The 15,469-nt window shown below is 67.4% G+C and carries 22 protein-coding genes; all 22 read left to right on the forward strand.

The genetic code is table 11. The features are described 5' to 3' along the window. Positions 1 to 14: 14 nt before the first annotated feature. Positions 15 to 1,268, forward strand: a complete 1,254-nt coding sequence (locus tag ACK4JY_RS03710; RefSeq protein WP_409602936.1) for a phage major capsid protein — start codon at positions 15 to 17, stop codon at positions 1,266 to 1,268. Between the two features lie 116 nt (positions 1,269 to 1,384). Next, positions 1,385 to 1,540: a hypothetical protein gene (locus tag ACK4JY_RS03715; RefSeq protein ID WP_409602938.1), complete on the forward strand. Its 156-nt coding sequence runs from the start codon at positions 1,385 to 1,387 to the stop codon at positions 1,538 to 1,540. Between the two features lie 3 nt (positions 1,541 to 1,543). Then, positions 1,544 to 1,828, forward strand: coding sequence for a head-tail connector protein (locus tag ACK4JY_RS03720; RefSeq protein WP_409602940.1), 285 nt, complete (start codon positions 1,544 to 1,546; stop codon positions 1,826 to 1,828). 2 nt (positions 1,829 to 1,830) lie between these two features. Beyond that, a complete protein-coding gene (locus ACK4JY_RS03725; protein ID WP_409602941.1) occupies positions 1,831 to 1,995 on the forward strand; it encodes a hypothetical protein in 165 nt (54 codons plus the stop codon). After that, a complete protein-coding gene (locus ACK4JY_RS03730; protein WP_409602943.1) occupies positions 1,988 to 2,266 on the forward strand; it encodes a hypothetical protein in 279 nt (92 codons plus the stop codon). Before ACK4JY_RS03725 ends, ACK4JY_RS03730 begins: the two co-directional genes overlap by 8 nt. Before the next feature lie 2 nt (positions 2,267 to 2,268). Then, positions 2,269 to 2,577: a head-tail adaptor protein gene (locus ACK4JY_RS03735; protein WP_409602945.1), complete on the forward strand. Its 309-nt coding sequence runs from the start codon at positions 2,269 to 2,271 to the stop codon at positions 2,575 to 2,577. Next, positions 2,574 to 3,107: a hypothetical protein gene (locus ACK4JY_RS03740; protein ID WP_409602947.1), complete on the forward strand. Its 534-nt coding sequence runs from the start codon at positions 2,574 to 2,576 to the stop codon at positions 3,105 to 3,107. The genes ACK4JY_RS03735 and ACK4JY_RS03740 overlap by 4 nt, the downstream gene beginning before the upstream one ends. A gap of 5 nt (positions 3,108 to 3,112) precedes the next feature. Further along, on the forward strand, positions 3,113 to 3,496 hold the full coding sequence (locus ACK4JY_RS03745; protein WP_409602948.1) for a DUF3168 domain-containing protein: 384 nt from the start codon (positions 3,113 to 3,115) through the stop codon (positions 3,494 to 3,496). 19 nt (positions 3,497 to 3,515) lie between these two features. Beyond that, positions 3,516 to 3,950, forward strand: coding sequence for a phage tail tube protein (locus tag ACK4JY_RS03750; RefSeq protein ID WP_409602950.1), 435 nt, complete (start codon positions 3,516 to 3,518; stop codon positions 3,948 to 3,950). Positions 3,951 to 4,001: 51 nt separating this feature from the next. Beyond that, entirely contained in the window at positions 4,002 to 4,298 is a 297-nt protein-coding gene (locus ACK4JY_RS03755) for a hypothetical protein (protein ID WP_409602952.1), read from the forward strand. Between the two features lie 89 nt (positions 4,299 to 4,387). Then, on the forward strand, positions 4,388 to 4,561 hold the full coding sequence (locus tag ACK4JY_RS03760; protein WP_409602954.1) for a hypothetical protein: 174 nt from the start codon (positions 4,388 to 4,390) through the stop codon (positions 4,559 to 4,561). Between the two features lie 4 nt (positions 4,562 to 4,565). After that, entirely contained in the window at positions 4,566 to 7,034 is a 2,469-nt protein-coding gene (locus ACK4JY_RS03765; RefSeq protein ID WP_409602956.1) for a phage tail length tape measure family protein, read from the forward strand. After that, on the forward strand, positions 7,035 to 7,622 hold the full coding sequence (locus tag ACK4JY_RS03770) for a hypothetical protein (protein ID WP_409602958.1): 588 nt from the start codon (positions 7,035 to 7,037) through the stop codon (positions 7,620 to 7,622). Continuing rightward, positions 7,622 to 8,263 carry a hypothetical protein gene (locus ACK4JY_RS03775; protein WP_409602960.1) on the forward strand — a complete coding sequence of 214 codons (642 nt, stop codon included), beginning with the start codon at positions 7,622 to 7,624 and terminating at the stop codon, positions 8,261 to 8,263. Before ACK4JY_RS03770 ends, ACK4JY_RS03775 begins: the two co-directional genes overlap by 1 nt. Positions 8,264 to 8,287: 24 nt before the next feature. Further along, entirely contained in the window at positions 8,288 to 8,707 is a 420-nt protein-coding gene (locus tag ACK4JY_RS03780; RefSeq protein ID WP_409602962.1) for a DUF6950 family protein, read from the forward strand. 3 nt (positions 8,708 to 8,710) lie between these two features. Next, positions 8,711 to 12,526: a phage tail protein gene (locus ACK4JY_RS03785; protein WP_409602964.1), complete on the forward strand. Its 3,816-nt coding sequence runs from the start codon at positions 8,711 to 8,713 to the stop codon at positions 12,524 to 12,526. Next, positions 12,526 to 12,795 carry a hypothetical protein gene (locus ACK4JY_RS03790; RefSeq protein ID WP_409602966.1) on the forward strand — a complete coding sequence of 90 codons (270 nt, stop codon included), beginning with the start codon at positions 12,526 to 12,528 and terminating at the stop codon, positions 12,793 to 12,795. Before ACK4JY_RS03785 ends, ACK4JY_RS03790 begins: the two co-directional genes overlap by 1 nt. 3 nt (positions 12,796 to 12,798) lie before the next feature. Next, complete coding sequence (locus tag ACK4JY_RS03795) at positions 12,799 to 13,554, forward strand: hypothetical protein (protein WP_409602968.1); 756 nt, start codon at positions 12,799 to 12,801, stop codon at positions 13,552 to 13,554. 10 nt (positions 13,555 to 13,564) lie between these two features. Next, entirely contained in the window at positions 13,565 to 13,753 is a 189-nt protein-coding gene (locus ACK4JY_RS03800) for a hypothetical protein (RefSeq protein ID WP_409602970.1), read from the forward strand. 110 nt (positions 13,754 to 13,863) lie between these two features. Then, positions 13,864 to 14,211, forward strand: a complete 348-nt coding sequence (locus ACK4JY_RS03805) for a hypothetical protein (RefSeq protein ID WP_409602972.1) — start codon at positions 13,864 to 13,866, stop codon at positions 14,209 to 14,211. Positions 14,212 to 14,316: 105 nt separating this feature from the next. Continuing rightward, positions 14,317 to 14,700, forward strand: a complete 384-nt coding sequence (locus ACK4JY_RS03810; RefSeq protein WP_409602975.1) for a hypothetical protein — start codon at positions 14,317 to 14,319, stop codon at positions 14,698 to 14,700. A gap of 229 nt (positions 14,701 to 14,929) precedes the next feature. Beyond that, positions 14,930 to 15,466 carry a hypothetical protein gene (locus ACK4JY_RS03815; protein ID WP_409602976.1) on the forward strand — a complete coding sequence of 179 codons (537 nt, stop codon included), beginning with the start codon at positions 14,930 to 14,932 and terminating at the stop codon, positions 15,464 to 15,466. Positions 15,467 to 15,469 lie beyond the last annotated feature (3 nt).

A 15,469-nucleotide genomic window follows, 5' to 3' on the forward strand; every position in this document is an offset into this window, starting at 1 on the left:
CACCAAAGGAAACTATGCGTAAGAACAACATGGCGATCGTCGCGATCGCCGCCCTCAACATGTCCGCGCCCGCTGCCCTCTGCGGCACCGTCCGCGCCGACGCCACCGTCGCCATCACCTCGCTGAACGCCGCGTTCGCCGAGTTCAAGGCCACCAACGAAGAGCGCCTGAAGGCCAAGGTCGACGACGTCGTCCTGACCGACAAGCTGACGCGTCTCGACGCCGCGATCGACACCATGCAGTCGACCGTCGACGCCCAGTCGAAGGAAGTCGCCGCGCTGAAGCTGAACGGCACCGCCGTCATCGGCGACATCAAGGCCGACCCGGAATACGTCGGCTCCTTCAAGGCCCACATGCGCAAGGGCGACGTCCAAGCCGCCCTGAACAAGGGTGTCGCTGAAGAAGGCGGCTTCCTGGCTCCGGTCGAGTGGGACCGCACCATCACCGGCAAGCTGGTCGAGTCCTCGCCGGTCCGCGCGAACTCGTCGGTCATCTCCATCAGCACCGCCGGCTTCACCAAGGTCTTCACGGACCGCGCCCTGACCTCGGGCTGGGTCGGCGAAGCCGCCGCCCGCGCCGAAACCACCACGCCGGGCTTCTCGGCCCTGTCGTTCGTGCCGGGTGAACTCTACGCCGAACCGCGCGCCACCCAGCAAATGCTGGACGACGCCGCGATCGACCTGGAAGCCTGGCTGGCTGGCGAAGTCCAGTCGGAGTTCTCCCGCCAGGAGAACATCGCGTTCCTGACCGGCGATGGCGTGAACAAGCCCCACGGCCTGCTCACCTACATCACCGGCGCCGCGAACGCCGCCCGCCACCCGTTCGGCGCCATCAAGGTGAAGAACTCGGGCGCCGCCGCCGCGCTGACCGACTCCGACAAGCTGCTCGACCTGATCTACGATCTGCCGGCCGAGCACCGCGCCAACGCCAGCTTCTACATGAACCGCCTGACCCAGGCGGCCGTGCGCAAGCTGAAGGACGGTGACGGCAACTACCTGTGGCAGCCGTCCTACCAGGCCGGTCAGCCCGCGACCCTCGCTGGCTACAACGTGGTCGAACTGCCGGACATGCCGGACATCGCCGCCAACTCGGTGCCGATCCTGTTCGGCGACATGGCCGCGACCTACCTGGTCGTGGACCGCGTCGGCGTGCGCATCCTGCGCGATAACCTGACGGCGAAGCCCTACGTCAAGTTCTACACCGTCAAGCGCGTCGGCGGCGGGGTCCAGAACCCCGAGGCCATGCGCGCCCTGAAGATCGCCGTCTAAGCGACCTTCGAACTGTCGGGGCTGGCTCACGCCGGCCCCGGCTTTTCCGACCGGGCGTGACTGCGCCCTGTCCGACAAGCCGGGTCGTTCAGACACCCGCAAGACAGCAGAACCCCATGACCAAGAAGAACGAAACCAAGGCGGCCCCGGCCGCCAAGCCCGCCCCCGCGTCCAAGACCTTCGCCCCGGTGAAGGATGCCGACGGCAATGTCGCCGGCTGGGTCCCCGACCACGAACGCGTCGACATGAACGACCCGCAGGGCCGCGCCTAAGCGATGCCGATGGTGAGCCTCGTCGAGGCCAAGCAACACCTCCGCGTCGACCACGACGAAGAGGACTCGCTGATCCAGGTCTACATCGACGCGGCGGAGCAATACTGCCTGGAGCACTGCAACCGCACCGAGGTCCCCGTGGGCTCGGAACTGGTGTTCCGCCAGGCCGCGCTCCTGATCGTCGGCCATTGGTATCGCAACCGCATGGCGGTCACCGCCGGCGCCGTCGTCGAACTGCCGCACGCGGTCGACGCGCTGATCTCGCGCCACCGCCACTGGAACATCTGAACATGAAGACCATCACGCTGAAGGCGCGCTGGATCGACCAAGTCGATCCGGTGACCCGCGAAGAATATCCCGCCGGCTGGTCCGGTGAGGTCACCGACGACCGTGCCGCCCGCGCCAAGGCCGCCGGCGTCCTGGCCCCCGCATCGAAGAAGGTCGCGGATGTCTGATCAAGCCGACGAGATCGTCCAACTGACCATCGCCGCCGAAGACATCTTCACCGACGCCGAATGGAAGACGCTCTGGGCACACAACGCCCAAACGATCGCCGACGAATGTGCGGTCCAGGGCGCCGAAGCCAAGGCACTTGTCGACGCCTGGTGCGCCGTCGTGGGCCGTGAACGCAACTTCACCCCGTCGGCCGCCCAGCAGGCTGACCTCGACCGGATCGAAGCCCAGATGGCGCTTCTCGAAGAGTCGCAGGCGAAGGTCGCCGACTAACCGTGGACCCCGGCGAGTTCAACACCCGCGTCAGCCTTGTCATGGACGTCCAACTCGGACGCGACGCGGCCGGCGCCCCCATCATCGAACGCCGTGAGGTCGCCCGCCCCTGGGCCAAGCTGACCTACCCCGGCGGCCGTGAGTTCCTGAACCAGGACGGCGTGTCGACCGAGAAGAAGGCCGTGATCCGCATGTATGCGCGGCGCGACGTCGACCAGAAGACCACCATCGTCGCCGCCGGCCACACCTGGGACGTCAAGGACGTCCGGCCGTTCGACGACGTGATCGAAATCCACGCGGTGGCGCAGTGAGCATCACCGTCCAGACCCACGGCTTCGACGCCCTGGACGCGGCCCTCGCCCAGTTCACCAAGGCCTCCGCCCGCAACATCCTGAAGCGCGCCGCGATCGAGGCTCTGGAGCCGATGGCCGAAGAGATGCGCCAGGGCGCGCCTGAAGCCGCCGTTGGCGGTGGACGCCTGAAGGACGCGATCGCCGTCAGCGACAAGCTAGGTCCGCGCCAGAAGAAGGCCGCCCGCCGCGCCGCTGGCGGTGCCGGCTCCTTCGTCGAAGTCCACGCCGGTGTCGCTGACGTCGGCGGCAAGCACCTCCCGTCGGGCGTCCAGCAGGAGTTCGGCAACGAGAACCACGGTCCCCAACCCTTCGTCAGGCCCGCCTGGGAGAAGGAGAAGATGGACACCCTCGATCGCCTGCGCGTCGCCATCGCGGATGAGATCGCCAAGGCCACCGCCCGCGCCCAACGCCGGGCCGCCAACGCCTCGCGCCGCGCCGCACGGGCGGCCTCGGCGCCCGCGCCCATCATCCAGAGCGTCGTCCCCTAACCATCATGGAAGAAGCACTTCTCGCTCACCTCGCCGCGAACGGCGGGGTTCGAGCCCTCGTGTCCGATCGGATCGAGTGGACCGCGCGCGGCGCCTCGCCGTCCATCGCCCTCCACCTGATTACGTCGATCCCCGACACCACCCTCGCCGGCCAGTCCGGTCTCGTCGAAGCCCGCGTCCAAATCGACTGCTGGGCCGACACCTTCCTCAAGGCGAAGCAGATCGGGAACGCGGTGATCGCCGCCCTCCCCGCGCGTCACTCCGTCATCGGCGAGGTCCGCTTCCTCGCCTGCACCGTCCTCGGCACCGATCGCGACCGGTCCGGCGAAACCCCCAACCAACTTCACCGGACTCGCATCGACGTCCGGGTCGCAACCAACACGGCCTAAAGGAGGGCCGCTCTACCCTATGGAATCCCAAGGAATCACCGCCGACGGCATGTCGTTCTCGCACCGCACCTCGGCGCCGGAAATCACGCCCAAGGTCTGGACCGAACTCGGCGAAGCCGTTTCGATCACCCCGCCGAACCCCTCGCGTTCGAGCGTCGACTTCACCCACCTGAAGTCGCCGAACAAGACGCGCGAGCACAAGCCGTCGATGATCGAGCCGGGCGAAGCCAACGTCACGCTCAACTACACGCCGGAAACCCGCGCCAAGATCGACGCCCTGTTCATCGCCGAAGGCATCCAGGAGTTCCAGGTCGGCTATCCCGACGGCGCCACCGAGACCTTCTCGGGCTTCCTGACCGGAAAGCCGACCGAAGGTGGTGAGGTCGAGGGCAAGCTGACCCTCAACTGCCCCATCAAGGTCACCGGCCTGCCCGTCTACGTCGCGGGCGAATAACCCATGGCGACTGTGAAGGGAGACGTCCGCCTGGGCGACTACACGCTTCGCATGGACTTCAACGCCCTGTGTGATGCCGAGGAAGACTTCCCCGGCATCATGCAAGGCGAAGTCGACGTCCGTTCGTTCCGTTCGATCCGCACCTTGGTTCGCCACGCGTTGGCGGCCCACCACCCCGACCTGACCGACCGCGAAGTCGGTGAGATCATCCACGACGCCGGCATCTCGGACGCGGCCAACGCCGTGACCGAAGCGATGGCCGCCAGCTTCCCGACGGCGGAGGCCGGTGAACCCACCGCAAACCCTCGGAAGGTCCCGGCGAAGGCTGGGACTGGGAAGCCGCGCTAGGCAACTGGATCGAGGCGGGGCAGCCCGCCTCGGACTTCTGGCGCCAGACCCCTCGCCTCTTCACCATCGTGATGAAGGCGCGGGCGCGCATGGCCGAGGCCGACCACCAGCAACGGGGCTGGCTCGCTTGGCACACCGCCGTCCTGGGCCGCGTCGAGAAGATGCCCCCGCTTTCGGACCTCACCGGCGTCCGCCCTCAAATCAAGAAGATGACGCCCGACGCCATGCGCGCCGCCTTTGCGTCCATGCGCGAGAACGCCTGACCATATGACTTCCGCCGTTATCGGCGCTCTGCGCGTGACCCTGGGCCTCAACTCGGCCCAGTTCACGTCGGGGCTGACTGCCGCCCAACAACAACTCCAGGCGACCTCCGCCCGCTTCTCGTCCGTCGGCAAGAAGATGGCGGGCATCGGCGCCGGCTTGAGCGTCGCGATCACCGCGCCGTTCATCGCGTTCGCCGTCTCTTCGTCCAAGGCGGCGCAAGAGGCGGCCGACGCCATGGGGCAGGTCGAGGCGGCCCTGACGTCCATGGGCGGGGTGTCCGGCCGGACCAAGGATCAGCTTGCGGGGATGGCCGAAGGCCTGATGCGCAACTCGCTGTATGACGACGACGAAATCCTCCGCAAGGTCACGGCGAACCTGCTGACCTTCGGCAACGTCGCCGGCACCCAGTTCGACCGCGCGCAGCAAGCCGCCGTCGACCTGGCGACCCGCATGGGCGGGGACCTTCAAGGCGCCACGCTGATGATCGGCAAGGCGCTGAACGACCCGATCAAGGGCCTCTCCGCCCTGGGCCGCGCCGGCATCCAGTTCACCGACGCCCAGAAGGCCCAGATCAAGGCGATGGTCGCCGCCGGCAACGCCGCCGGCGCCCAGTCGATCATGCTGGGCGAACTGGAGAAGCAGTTCGGAGGCGCGGCAGCCGCCGCCCAGGCGACCGACCCCTACGACAAGCTGCGCGACTCCCTCGGGTCGCTCCAGGAATCGTTCGGCGCGATCGTCAACAACTACCTCGCGCCCTTCCTCGACAAGATCGCCAGCCTCGCGGACCGCTTCAACGGCCTGTCGCCGGCGATGCAGAACTTCATCGTCATCGGTGCGGCGATCGCCGCCGCTGTTGGTCCGATCCTGGTCGCGTTCGGCAGTGTCCTCACCGCCGTCGGCGCCATCGGTGCGGCCTTCGGAGCCGGCGGCGCGCTCGCCATGATCGTGCCCTTCCTCGGCCCGATCGCGATCGCTGTCGCTGCTGTCGCCGCTGCCTTTTGGATGTTCCGCGACGACATCATTCCGGTCCTCCAGGCGTTCGGCGCGGCGATCCAGGAGCACGTCGGTCCCAAGCTGGCCCCGCTGTTCGAAGCGGTGAAGGGCATGGTCGTCCAACTGGGCGCCGCCTTCTCCGCCTTCTTCTCCAGCGACAGCGGTTCCGCCTCCAAGAACCTGATGGACTTCGGCCGGATCATTGCCCAGGTCTTCGGCGCCGCCGTCGACCTGATCACCGGCGCGATCAACGTCATCACCCAGATCATGCGCGCCCTCGGTGCGCTCCTGACCGGCGACTGGTCCACGATGTGGAACGCGCTGGGCAGCGCCGTCGCGGCCATGACGCACGGCGTCCTGAACGCCTTCCGCACCCTCTTCCCAGGCGTCATCGAGTCGATGGGCAAGCTGGTGACCGGCGTCCGCGAGTGGCTGACCAACAAGCTGAACTCGGTCTTCGGCGGCGTCATCGGCAAGGTGAAGGAAGTCGGCGACGCCTTCTTCCGCCTCTACGACCGGGTCGTCGGGCACTCCTACGTCCCCGACATGGTCGAAGAGACCGGCCAGTGGTTCGCTCGCCTTCAAGGGCTGATGGTCGACCCTGCGACCGCCGCCACCCAGACGACGGCCGAGCGGTTCAAGACGCTGCGCGACGACGTGCGCGGCATCATGCAAGACCTGATGACCGACATCGAGCGCGCGGAACTCCAGTTCCAGGCGCGGATGGCGACCATCACCGCCGCGCGCCGCGCGCCCGGCGCTGACCAGAACCTTCTGACCGAACTCGAACGCCGCGCCCGTGCCGAACGGAACGAGGCCAACGTCGAGGTCCTGACGCCGATCGCCCGACGCGAGATCACCGAACTCGAAATCCCGCCGGTTCTGCTGCGCTTCGCTGAATACCAGAAGAAGCTGGCCGAAGAGATGGCGGAGACCATCGCGAACAGCCGCGCCGACTTCGCCGACGCCTTCTCCTACGGCATCGAAGCCGCGATGAACGACGACTGGACCTCGGTTCTCCAGACCATCGTCGAACAGATTTTCGGCGGCACGCTCCAGGACGCCCTGCGCAACCTGGGCGGCTCGATCTTCGACAAGATGGGCGGCGGCGCCGGCGGCAAGGGCTTCGACTTCGGCTCGATCGCCAAGGGCCTGGGCTCGCTGTTCGGCAAGATTCCGGGCTTCGCCACGGGCGGCTCGTTCCGCGTCGGCGGCTCGGGCGGTGCGGACTCCAAGCTGGTCTCGATGCGCCTGACGCCGGGCGAAATGGTCGACGTCCGTCGCCCTGGTCAACTCCAGGCCGCCAACAACAACGCCCCCATCCACTTCGACATGCGCGGCGCCGTCATGACGGCCGACCTGATGGCCCAGGCCGAACGGATGGCGGCCCAGTCCGGCGGCAACGCCCTGCGCACCGCGCGCGTCGCCGTGCCGGCCGATCGGGCCAAGTCCGATCGCTACAACCTCAAGCGTCGCTAAATGCCCCTTCTTCTCCCCAACTTCCCCGCGCCGGCGACGATGTCGATCGGCATGGTCAAGGCGGTCAATGACCTGTCCCCGTCGTTCAGCGGCGCGGATCAGCAAATCCGCCGCAAGGGCTCGCGCTATGCGCTGACCTTCACCATGCCGTCGATGGACTACGTCACGGCGCTGCCGTGGATGACCGACCTGGCGGCCGAAGGCGACACCGTCGTCCTGGAGGTCTGTCAGCCGGGCCTCGTCGTCCCCGCCGCCGGCACGCCCACCGTCAACGGGTCCGGCTATGCCGGCGCGTCGCTGCCGATCAAGGGGCTGCCGGCGAACTACGTCATCCGCAAGGGTCAGTTCTTCAGCGTCATCACCGCCGGGCAGCGCTACCTCTACCGCGCCGCCCAGGCGGCGACCGCGAGCGCCGGCGGCGCGGTCAACGTGCCGCTCCAGACGATGCTGCGCCGGCCGCCGGCGGACAACGACGTCGTCGAGATCGAAGCGCCGATGATCGAGGGGTTTGTGCGTGAGTTCGCCGATCCCGAGATCGCGGTCGATCACGAGGTCGTCCTGTCCTTCACCATCCGCGAGCGCCGCTGATGGACATGGAGGCCAACCACATCGCCGCGCTCCAGGAGCCGTCGCCGATCAAGGCGACCCTGGTGCGGTTCGATCTCCCCGGCTCGCCCCTTTGCCTGACCGACGGCGGCTTCAGCCTGTTCGACGCCGGCGAGGGGCAAGGCGTGGAAGTCTACGTCGACGCCCACCCCGTCTACGGCGTCCTGGACTCCGTTCCGTCGGTCACCGATGGGGCCGAAGCCGAGACCCCGCGCCTCGACATCGTGATCCTGCCGGCGACCAACGAAGGCGCTGTCGCCCTTGCCTCGCCGACCATCCAGGGCATCCGTGTCCAGTGGTGGGAAGCGGTGGTCGACTGGAACACCGGCGGCCTGCTGGGCCAGCCGCTGCTGAAGTTCGACGGCGAACTCGACCGCGCCCGCCTGACCGTGGGCGAGAACTGGTCGCTCGCGCTGGAGTGCGGGACCCAGTCCGAGCGCCAGCTTGAACCCAACGAAGACTGGCGTCTGAACGACGCCTTCCACCGCGTCTGCTGGCCCGCCGAAGCCGGCCTGTCGAACGTGACCAACGTCACCGTCAAGGACGAGTGGCGTTCGCGCCCCGAAAATCCGGGCCTCTTCAAGCGTCTGCTGAAGACCTTCGTGCCGATCTCCAACCTCTAGGCACCGCCTCCCCTTATGACTGAAATGATCCGACGCGCCGGGGCGACCCAGGCGTGCATGACCCTGTTCGCCGGCAAGCCGATGGACTGGAAGGTCCGCCGCCATTGCGGCCGCCTGGCTGCCCAGGCGATGATGCGGATGGGCCATAGCGCCAAGCTGCTGAACGCCTGCCGCGCCACCACCCTGCGCGGGGTCCTCGCCTACCTGAAGCGCAACAAGTTCGCCTCGCTGGTCGAACTGATGGACGCCACCGGCCTGGAGCGCATCGCGCCCGCCATGGCGCGCCCCGGCGACATCATCGCCCTGCCCAGCGAGCCGGGTGACGGGTTCGGTTGCTCGCTCGCGGTCGCTGTCGACGGCGGGCGCGTGCTGTTCGCCGACCAGCTTCTGGGCCGGTTCGAGACCACCACCCCGCACCTCTTCGTCGCGGCCTGGAGGGTCTAACCTATGCCCTTCGCGCTTCCTCTCGCCGCGACGGCTGCTGCCGCCGCTGCCCCGGCTGCTGCTGCCGCTGCCGCGTCCACCGGCCTGACCGCAACCCTCGTCTCGGTGGCGTCGCAAGCCGCCGTCTCGATGGCGATCAACGCCGCCATGTCGGTGCTGTCGCCCAAGGTCGGCGGGTCCGGCCGCCCGGTCGACTGGACGCTGAACCCCGACGCCCCGATCCCCTTCGCGTTCGGTCGCGTCGGCGTGTCCGGCTCGGTGATCCACAAGAAGACCTTCGGCCCCGACAAGATGTATTACGGCTTCGTCTCGGTGCTCTCGGGCGCCGGGCCGATCACCAGCTTCGACGGCTTCACCGCCGACGACTTCTCGGTGTCGTTCAACGGCGCCGGCATGGCCGTCACGTCCGAGTGGAACGGCGAGATGTGGCGGGCGACGCGCTTCGGCGCCCAGCCCGACACCTGGCTGCCGACGCCCGGCGGCCTGAAGCACAACGCCACCCTGCCCGCCTGGGCTTCCTCGCACCGCGCGTCCGGCAAGGCCCTGTCCATGCTGGTCATGGGCGAGAACTCCAAGCAGTCCGCCTATCCGACCGGCGAAGTGAAGCCGCTGGAGGTCATTAAGGGCCTCAAGTGCTGGGACCCCCGTCTCGACTCCACCTACCCCGGCGGCTCGGGCGTCTGCCGCCTCGACAATCCCGCGACCTGGGTCTGGTCCGAGAACCCCTTCATCTGCGCCCTGAAGTGGTGCCTGGGGCTCTGGGAAGACAACGTCGGCAAGGGCACGCCCCATGTCGGCCAGCAGGTCGGCGGCATCGGCTCCAAGCTGTCCGGCATCGACGTCCCCGCCTTCCTCGCCGCCGCGAACGTCGCGGACGCGAACGGCTGGACCTGCGCCGCCTACCCGAACACCGACGATGACAAGCACCAGGTCCTGGTCAGCTTCTTCCAGGCCGGCGGCGCGATCTATTCGCAGCGCGCGGGCAAGATCAGCCTGATCCAGCGCGCCGCGCCGAAGACCTCGGTCGTGACCATCACCGCCGACGACGTGATCGGCGCGATCGAAGTCGACACCGCCGCCAGCCGCATCGACCGGATCAACACGATCCAGCCGACCTACTGGTCGCCCCAGCACCGTTGGCAGATGACTGCGCTGCCGGTGGTGACCGCGCAGGCGTATCGCGACCAGGATGGCGGCAAGCGCACGCGCGGCGTCACCTACCACTACGTCAGCAACGCGAACCAGGCCGCCCAACTGGCCGCCCTCGACATCGCCAACGCCCGCGAGGGCATGGCGGGTCAGGTCGCGCTGAAGCCGCACCTCCAGCGCATCCAGCCCGGCGACACCTTCACGATCTCCGAGCCCGGCTTCCTGCTGGACGGCGTGAAGTGCCTTTGCATGAACACCGAATACGACCCGGCCGAAGCCGTCGTGCGCGTGACGTTCATCTCCGAGACCGACGCGAAGTATCCCTTCGCGCTGGGCCAATCGACGATTCCGCCCGAGCCGCCCACCCTGACGTCGCCGAACGATCCGGTCAGCCCGCCGCTGCCCGAGGACTGGAACGTCGTGATCCGGCCGCCGGCGCCCGGTGGTGGTCAGGTGCCCGGCTTCGACCTGACCGGCGTGGTGTCGAACGACACCGCGACCGCGATCCTGGTCGAGTGGGGTCCGGCCGCTGACGGTCCCTGGACCCAAGCCTACAGCGGCCCGCCGACCGCCACGACGATCCCGATCACCGGCGTCCAGCCGAACCAGACCTACTACATCGCCGTCACCTATATCCGGCACCAGAACTCGTCGACGCGTCAGGTCTACGGCCCCTATGTGGCGCCGGGCCTGGTCGCCGACGACATCAACCGTGGCGGCCAAGGCTGGCTTGACCTCGTCGATGCGGTCGGCGAAGGCGTCGACGTCGGCCCGGCGATCGCCGAAGCCGAAGCGCGCATCAACGACACGATCGACGCCGCCGAAGCGCGCCTGGATGCGGCCGACCTGACCCTGGTGAACGCCGACGCCGCGTTCAACAGCCGGCTGCTGACGTTCGGCATCTCGCCGACCGGCACGTTCAACGCGACCGGCACCCTGGTCACCGACCTGAACGGCCGCGCCACGGTCGACCAGTTGAACGTCCAGGTGAACCGGATCGACGGGCACGGCAGCCAGATCGGCACGCTGACCTCGACCGTCAACGACATCCCGAACAACTACACCTCGGCCTCGACTTTCCAGACGCTCCAGAGTGAGGTTGTGGCGGCGCGTGGCTCGGGCAACGCCAACCTCTCGGCACGCCTCCAGCAGGTCCAGCAGACGATCACCGATGGACTGGCCGGCACGGTCCAGGCCTCCGAGATCACGCGCCTCGACGGTCGTATCGACACGGTCAACGGCCGGGTCAACGGCACCATCACGCGCCTCGACCAGGTCGACGTCGATCTGACCGGCAAGGCCTCCGCCACCTCGGTGACGAACCTCGAAGCCAAGTTCACCACCGGGATCGCCAACGATGGCAATCCCGACTTCTCGGACGGGCTGACGGGCTGGGCCGGCTACACGACCGGAACCGAGCAACGGCCGATCCCGCCCGTGGTCAACGCCGTCTACCAGAACCGCTCGCGGGTCGCGGTCGCGGCGGTTGGCAAGGACGCCGTCCTCTACAGCGTCAAGCACTACAACCTCGAAGTCGGCCGCAAGTATCGCATCCGCACCAGCGTCTTCGTCGGCGCCGGGGGCGCGTCGCGCACTTATGTCGGGTGCCGCTCTCTGGACGCTGCCGGGAACCCCGTCGGGGGCAATAGCGGCCACGTCTACAACGTGATCGGCGGCGAAGTCATTCCGGCCAACACCGGCTGGGTCGACCGCGTTAGTGGTGTCATCGAGCGTGATGGGGCTGGCCTGAACGCGGGCACCAAGCAAGTCCAGCTTCTGTGTTTCCTGAACTACGACGTCACTGCCGGCGTGAACACGGCGATCGACGGCATCTGGCTGGAAGACGTCACCGATGCCGAAGCGGTCATCGCCTCGAACGCGCGGATCAGCGCTGTCGAGACGGTTACGACCAACGGCACGTTCGCCTCGGCCTCCAGCTTGTCGGCGCTGTCGTCCGAGATCGTTACCGCCCGTGGCGGTGCCGCGTCTCTGAACACGCGCCTGAACACGGTCCAGACCGACATCAACGGCCGCGCCACGGCGACGTCGGTGTCGAACCTGTCCGCGACCGTCAGCGGTCACACCAGCGCGATCAGCGGTCTCCAGACCGTCACCTCGAACGGCACCTTCGCGACGGCGTCGACGGTCTCCAACCTGTCGTCGACCGTGGGCACCCACACCAGCCAGATCGGCGCGCTCCAGACCGTCACTTCGAACGGCACCTTCGCGTCGGCGTCTTCGGTCTCGACCCTGTCGTCGACTGTCGGCACGCATACGTCGCAAATCTCGACGCTCGCATCCACCGACGCGACCATCGACGGCAAGGTCAACGCCAAGATCGGCGTCGTCCTGAACGCCAACGGCAAGATCAGCGGCTGGTCCTCGGTCAACAACGGCACCTCGTCCGAGTTCGCCATCCAGGCCGACATCTTCCGCGTGTCGAGCGGCGCCAGCACCGTCGCCCCGTTCACCTACTCGGGCGGCGTCCTGTCGGCGGGGTCGTTGAACCTGTCCGGCTCGATCAACATCAACAACCGCTTCATCGTCGCGCCAGACGGGACGATGACGCTCCAGTCGGCGACCTCGGGCGCGCGCACCGTCCAGACGAACCAGACCTACGAGGTCTACGACGCCAACAACGTGCGCCGCGTCCGCCTGGGGGTCTGGTAATGCCCTCGGGCCTCGAAACCTGGGCTCCGAACGGGACCCAGATCGTCCGCACCACTGACCGCTTGAGCATCATCCAGGCGGTGATCGTAACCTCGCCGGGCGTCGCCGGATCGTTCGTCATCCAGGTCACGGGCAGTGAGGTGCCTTTCTTCAGCGTCAACCAACTCGGCCGCTACAACTACAGCCGTCCGAACGTCACCAGGAGCGGGAACACCGTTTCGTGGACCGCCGCATCGGACCAGGTCCAGATCGTCATGGGGACCTTCTAGTCTATGTTCGAATCCTACAATGAAGCGGGGCAGCTTCAGGTCTCCAGCAAGTTCGCCAACTACGGATTGCGGGCAAAGGGGTCGCTGACGCTGAACGAAAGCGTCTACGCCTACTATCAATACGACGACGGCATCAGTAGTTCGATGAAGAACCCCCTCTGGGACGTCTACTACAACTCGGCGTTTCCCGGCGGCTCCGACACCTTGGTGGCGTTCCGCAGCACCAACGGCTTGCCGGTCGGCATTGGCTGGACGCCCTCCAGCTTCGGCGGCGGGCAGCGGTGCTTCGTCGGTAAGGGCTCGGGGTCCGCGCGCCCCACCCTCGACTACTGGGTCTTCGGACCCCGGTTCTCCGCCTCGCCGTCCGGCGCTGGTCTAGAAATCAAGCGCCCTGATGGGACGATCGCGTTCAGCGCGGCCGACTATCCGTTGCGGGTGAACAACGTCTCGATCGACGGGCCGGGTTCGGTCACCGGGCTGCCGGCCGGCTTCAACTACGGCACTGCCGACTGGGCGGTCTGCCCTGGTTTCCCGGTCGGGAAGGGCTTCGGCTACGAATACAACTCGACCCAAGGCGTGTTCGTGGTCGACGACCGCAGCTTCATGTTCACCCAGAACTACAACGGCTTCAGCGCCACGCTGGAAAGCAGCGGCCTGGCGATCTCCAACAACACCGGGCCGATGTCGTCCGAATATGCCGGCCGATGCACGGCCATGCTGGTCAACGTCACCGGCCTGAACAGCGTCACCATCGTCTAACGGGACCCCTATGAACGACACCGATTTTGCCGAAGCCGTCGTGGCTGACCTCGAAGCCCTGACCGCCGCCCTGGAGGCGCGCACCTGGGATGGCGACCGGCCCGCCGCCTTCACCAACCTGACCCACTCGATCGCCTTCCAGAAGAGCGTCCTGCGCGGCGCCTACGACCTCGCGGCGCCCGCGCCTGAAGACGCCTAAGCCGCCCTCTTCTGCTGATGCCGCACACCCCGCTTCCTCCCGTGCCCATGTCAGGTGACGATCGCTTCCGCGACGCCGTCGACCGCCTGTTCACCACCCTCAACGACAAGATGGACCGCCTGGTCGACAAGGTCGATCAGCGCTTCGACGGCTTCCGCGACGACATGAAGGACGTGCGCGATCGCCTGACGCGCATCGAAGCCCAGGACCAGCCCGCCAAGTTGTCGAAGCTGGAACTGGACCTGAAGGCGGCGGCCCACGAGATCGTCCGCGTCGAGAAGGAAGCGGCCGATGAACTCGACCGCCTGGAGCGCGAGTTCACCGCCGACAAGTTGAGCCTCGAAAAGAGGCTCACGCGCATGGAAATCATCATCGGCCCCCTGACCGCCGGCGGGTCCGCTTTGCTGGCGGCAGTGGTCGGCGCCATCGTCACGATGGTGTCCAACAACGGGTCTTAAGGCTCGACCGCGGCGCCCCGCGAACCCCCGGATTCATTGACTTTTCGGGCTTTTCTGCTACTGTCCAGACTTGCTTCTGGTCGCCCGTGTGACCGTCTCCGCTCGGTGAGCGCAGACACCCCACGCCCCCTACATTTGGAACTCCCGTTGACGTTTAAGCTGACGCGGGGCGAGACCTTTTCGCTCGCCCTGGAAGAACTCGACCTCGCTGACCTGACCGGCGCGACCTGCCGCGCCGACCTGAAGCTGTCCCGCAACGGCGGAGCGCCGGGCGACGAAGCCCCCGTCGCTGCCGCCTTCACCGTCGTGCCCTCGACCGAGACCGTGCCTGGCGGTGGCGCCGGCTTCATCCTGACCATCGACGCCGCGCTGACCGAAGACCTTGCGATCGGCAACTATGTCGTCGACGCTCGCATTGCGCTGCCCTCGGGCCACGTCGAGATCGCGGACCTCCAGAAGGTCACCGTTCAAGAGCGTGTGACCGTCTGATGCGCTTTCGCTTCCGTGAGGCGCGCCCGGTCCGGTTCCGCTGGATCGGCCCCAGCGAGAACGCCTCCCCTCTCCGCCTTCCGGTTGTCGGGGCAGTCGCCGCCGTGATCGGCCCCACCGGTTTGCCCGGTCCTCCTGGTCCTCCAGGCATCCCCGGCGACGGCGCCACCGATCCCGGTGACCTGACCCTCATCTTCAACAACCACCTCATCTAAGAGACCCCACCACCATGGCTACCCTTCAGGTCCGTCTTCAGGACCTCGCCACCCGCGTCGCGACCGAAACCAAGTCGATCCGCACCCTGCTGAACGGCAACGCGGCCTCCAACGTCGCCCTGATCACGACTGCCAAGGGCAACCTGGTCGCGGCGATCAACGAACTGAAGACCGAGGTCGACGCCCTCGCCGCCAGCGCCGGCGCGACGATCAACGACGCCTCGACCGTCTCGACCACCCAGACCTACTCGATCACCAAGATTCTGGCCGAGATCGCCGACGCGCGCGCGGCGGTGAAGGCCGAAATCCTCGGCGGCGCCGGCGCGGCCTACGACACCCTGAAGGAACTGGAAGACCTCTTCGCATCCAGTTCGGCCGACCTGACCTCGATCACGACCGCGCTGGGAAACCGCCTGCGCTTCGACGCGGCGCAAGCGCTGACGGCACCGCAGAAGGTCCAGGTCAACGCCAACGCCGGCTCGCTCTCGCTGGTGGACGCGGGGAACCCCGACACCAACTTGGTGACCGTCTTCGAAGCCGGTCTGGTCTAAGCC

The sequence above is a fragment of the Brevundimonas sp. genome (assembly GCF_046295595.1).
GTDB lineage: Bacteria > Pseudomonadota > Alphaproteobacteria > Caulobacterales > Caulobacteraceae > Brevundimonas.

What these genes read in the sequence shown, in the direction of transcription:
- ACK4JY_RS03770 (WP_409602958.1), top strand. Translation starts at nt 7,035, where the DNA reads ATGCCCCTTCTTCTCCCCAACTTCCCCGCGCCGGCGACGATGTCGATC.
- ACK4JY_RS03800 (WP_409602970.1), top strand. Translation starts at nt 13,565, where the DNA reads ATGAACGACACCGATTTTGCCGAAGCCGTCGTGGCTGACCTCGAAGCC.
- ACK4JY_RS03805 (WP_409602972.1), top strand. Translation starts at nt 13,864, where the DNA reads ATGGACCGCCTGGTCGACAAGGTCGATCAGCGCTTCGACGGCTTCCGC.
- ACK4JY_RS03720 (WP_409602940.1), top strand. Translation starts at nt 1,544, where the DNA reads ATGCCGATGGTGAGCCTCGTCGAGGCCAAGCAACACCTCCGCGTCGAC.
- ACK4JY_RS03785 (WP_409602964.1), top strand. Translation starts at nt 8,711, where the DNA reads ATGCCCTTCGCGCTTCCTCTCGCCGCGACGGCTGCTGCCGCCGCTGCC.
- ACK4JY_RS03755 (WP_409602952.1), top strand. Translation starts at nt 4,002, where the DNA reads ATGGACTTCAACGCCCTGTGTGATGCCGAGGAAGACTTCCCCGGCATC.
- ACK4JY_RS03745 (WP_409602948.1), top strand. Translation starts at nt 3,113, where the DNA reads ATGGAAGAAGCACTTCTCGCTCACCTCGCCGCGAACGGCGGGGTTCGA.
- ACK4JY_RS03775 (WP_409602960.1), top strand. Translation starts at nt 7,622, where the DNA reads ATGGACATGGAGGCCAACCACATCGCCGCGCTCCAGGAGCCGTCGCCG.
- ACK4JY_RS03710 (WP_409602936.1), top strand. Translation starts at nt 15, where the DNA reads ATGCGTAAGAACAACATGGCGATCGTCGCGATCGCCGCCCTCAACATG.
- ACK4JY_RS03725 (WP_409602941.1), top strand. Translation starts at nt 1,831, where the DNA reads ATGAAGACCATCACGCTGAAGGCGCGCTGGATCGACCAAGTCGATCCG.
- ACK4JY_RS03760 (WP_409602954.1), top strand. Translation starts at nt 4,388, where the DNA reads ATGGCCGAGGCCGACCACCAGCAACGGGGCTGGCTCGCTTGGCACACC.
- ACK4JY_RS03780 (WP_409602962.1), top strand. Translation starts at nt 8,288, where the DNA reads ATGATCCGACGCGCCGGGGCGACCCAGGCGTGCATGACCCTGTTCGCC.
- ACK4JY_RS03715 (WP_409602938.1), top strand. Translation starts at nt 1,385, where the DNA reads ATGACCAAGAAGAACGAAACCAAGGCGGCCCCGGCCGCCAAGCCCGCC.
- ACK4JY_RS03790 (WP_409602966.1), top strand. Translation starts at nt 12,526, where the DNA reads ATGCCCTCGGGCCTCGAAACCTGGGCTCCGAACGGGACCCAGATCGTC.
- ACK4JY_RS03795 (WP_409602968.1), top strand. Translation starts at nt 12,799, where the DNA reads ATGTTCGAATCCTACAATGAAGCGGGGCAGCTTCAGGTCTCCAGCAAG.
- ACK4JY_RS03750 (WP_409602950.1), top strand. Translation starts at nt 3,516, where the DNA reads ATGGAATCCCAAGGAATCACCGCCGACGGCATGTCGTTCTCGCACCGC.
- ACK4JY_RS03765 (WP_409602956.1), top strand. Translation starts at nt 4,566, where the DNA reads ATGACTTCCGCCGTTATCGGCGCTCTGCGCGTGACCCTGGGCCTCAAC.
- ACK4JY_RS03730 (WP_409602943.1), top strand. Translation starts at nt 1,988, where the DNA reads ATGTCTGATCAAGCCGACGAGATCGTCCAACTGACCATCGCCGCCGAA.
- ACK4JY_RS03815 (WP_409602976.1), top strand. Translation starts at nt 14,930, where the DNA reads ATGGCTACCCTTCAGGTCCGTCTTCAGGACCTCGCCACCCGCGTCGCG.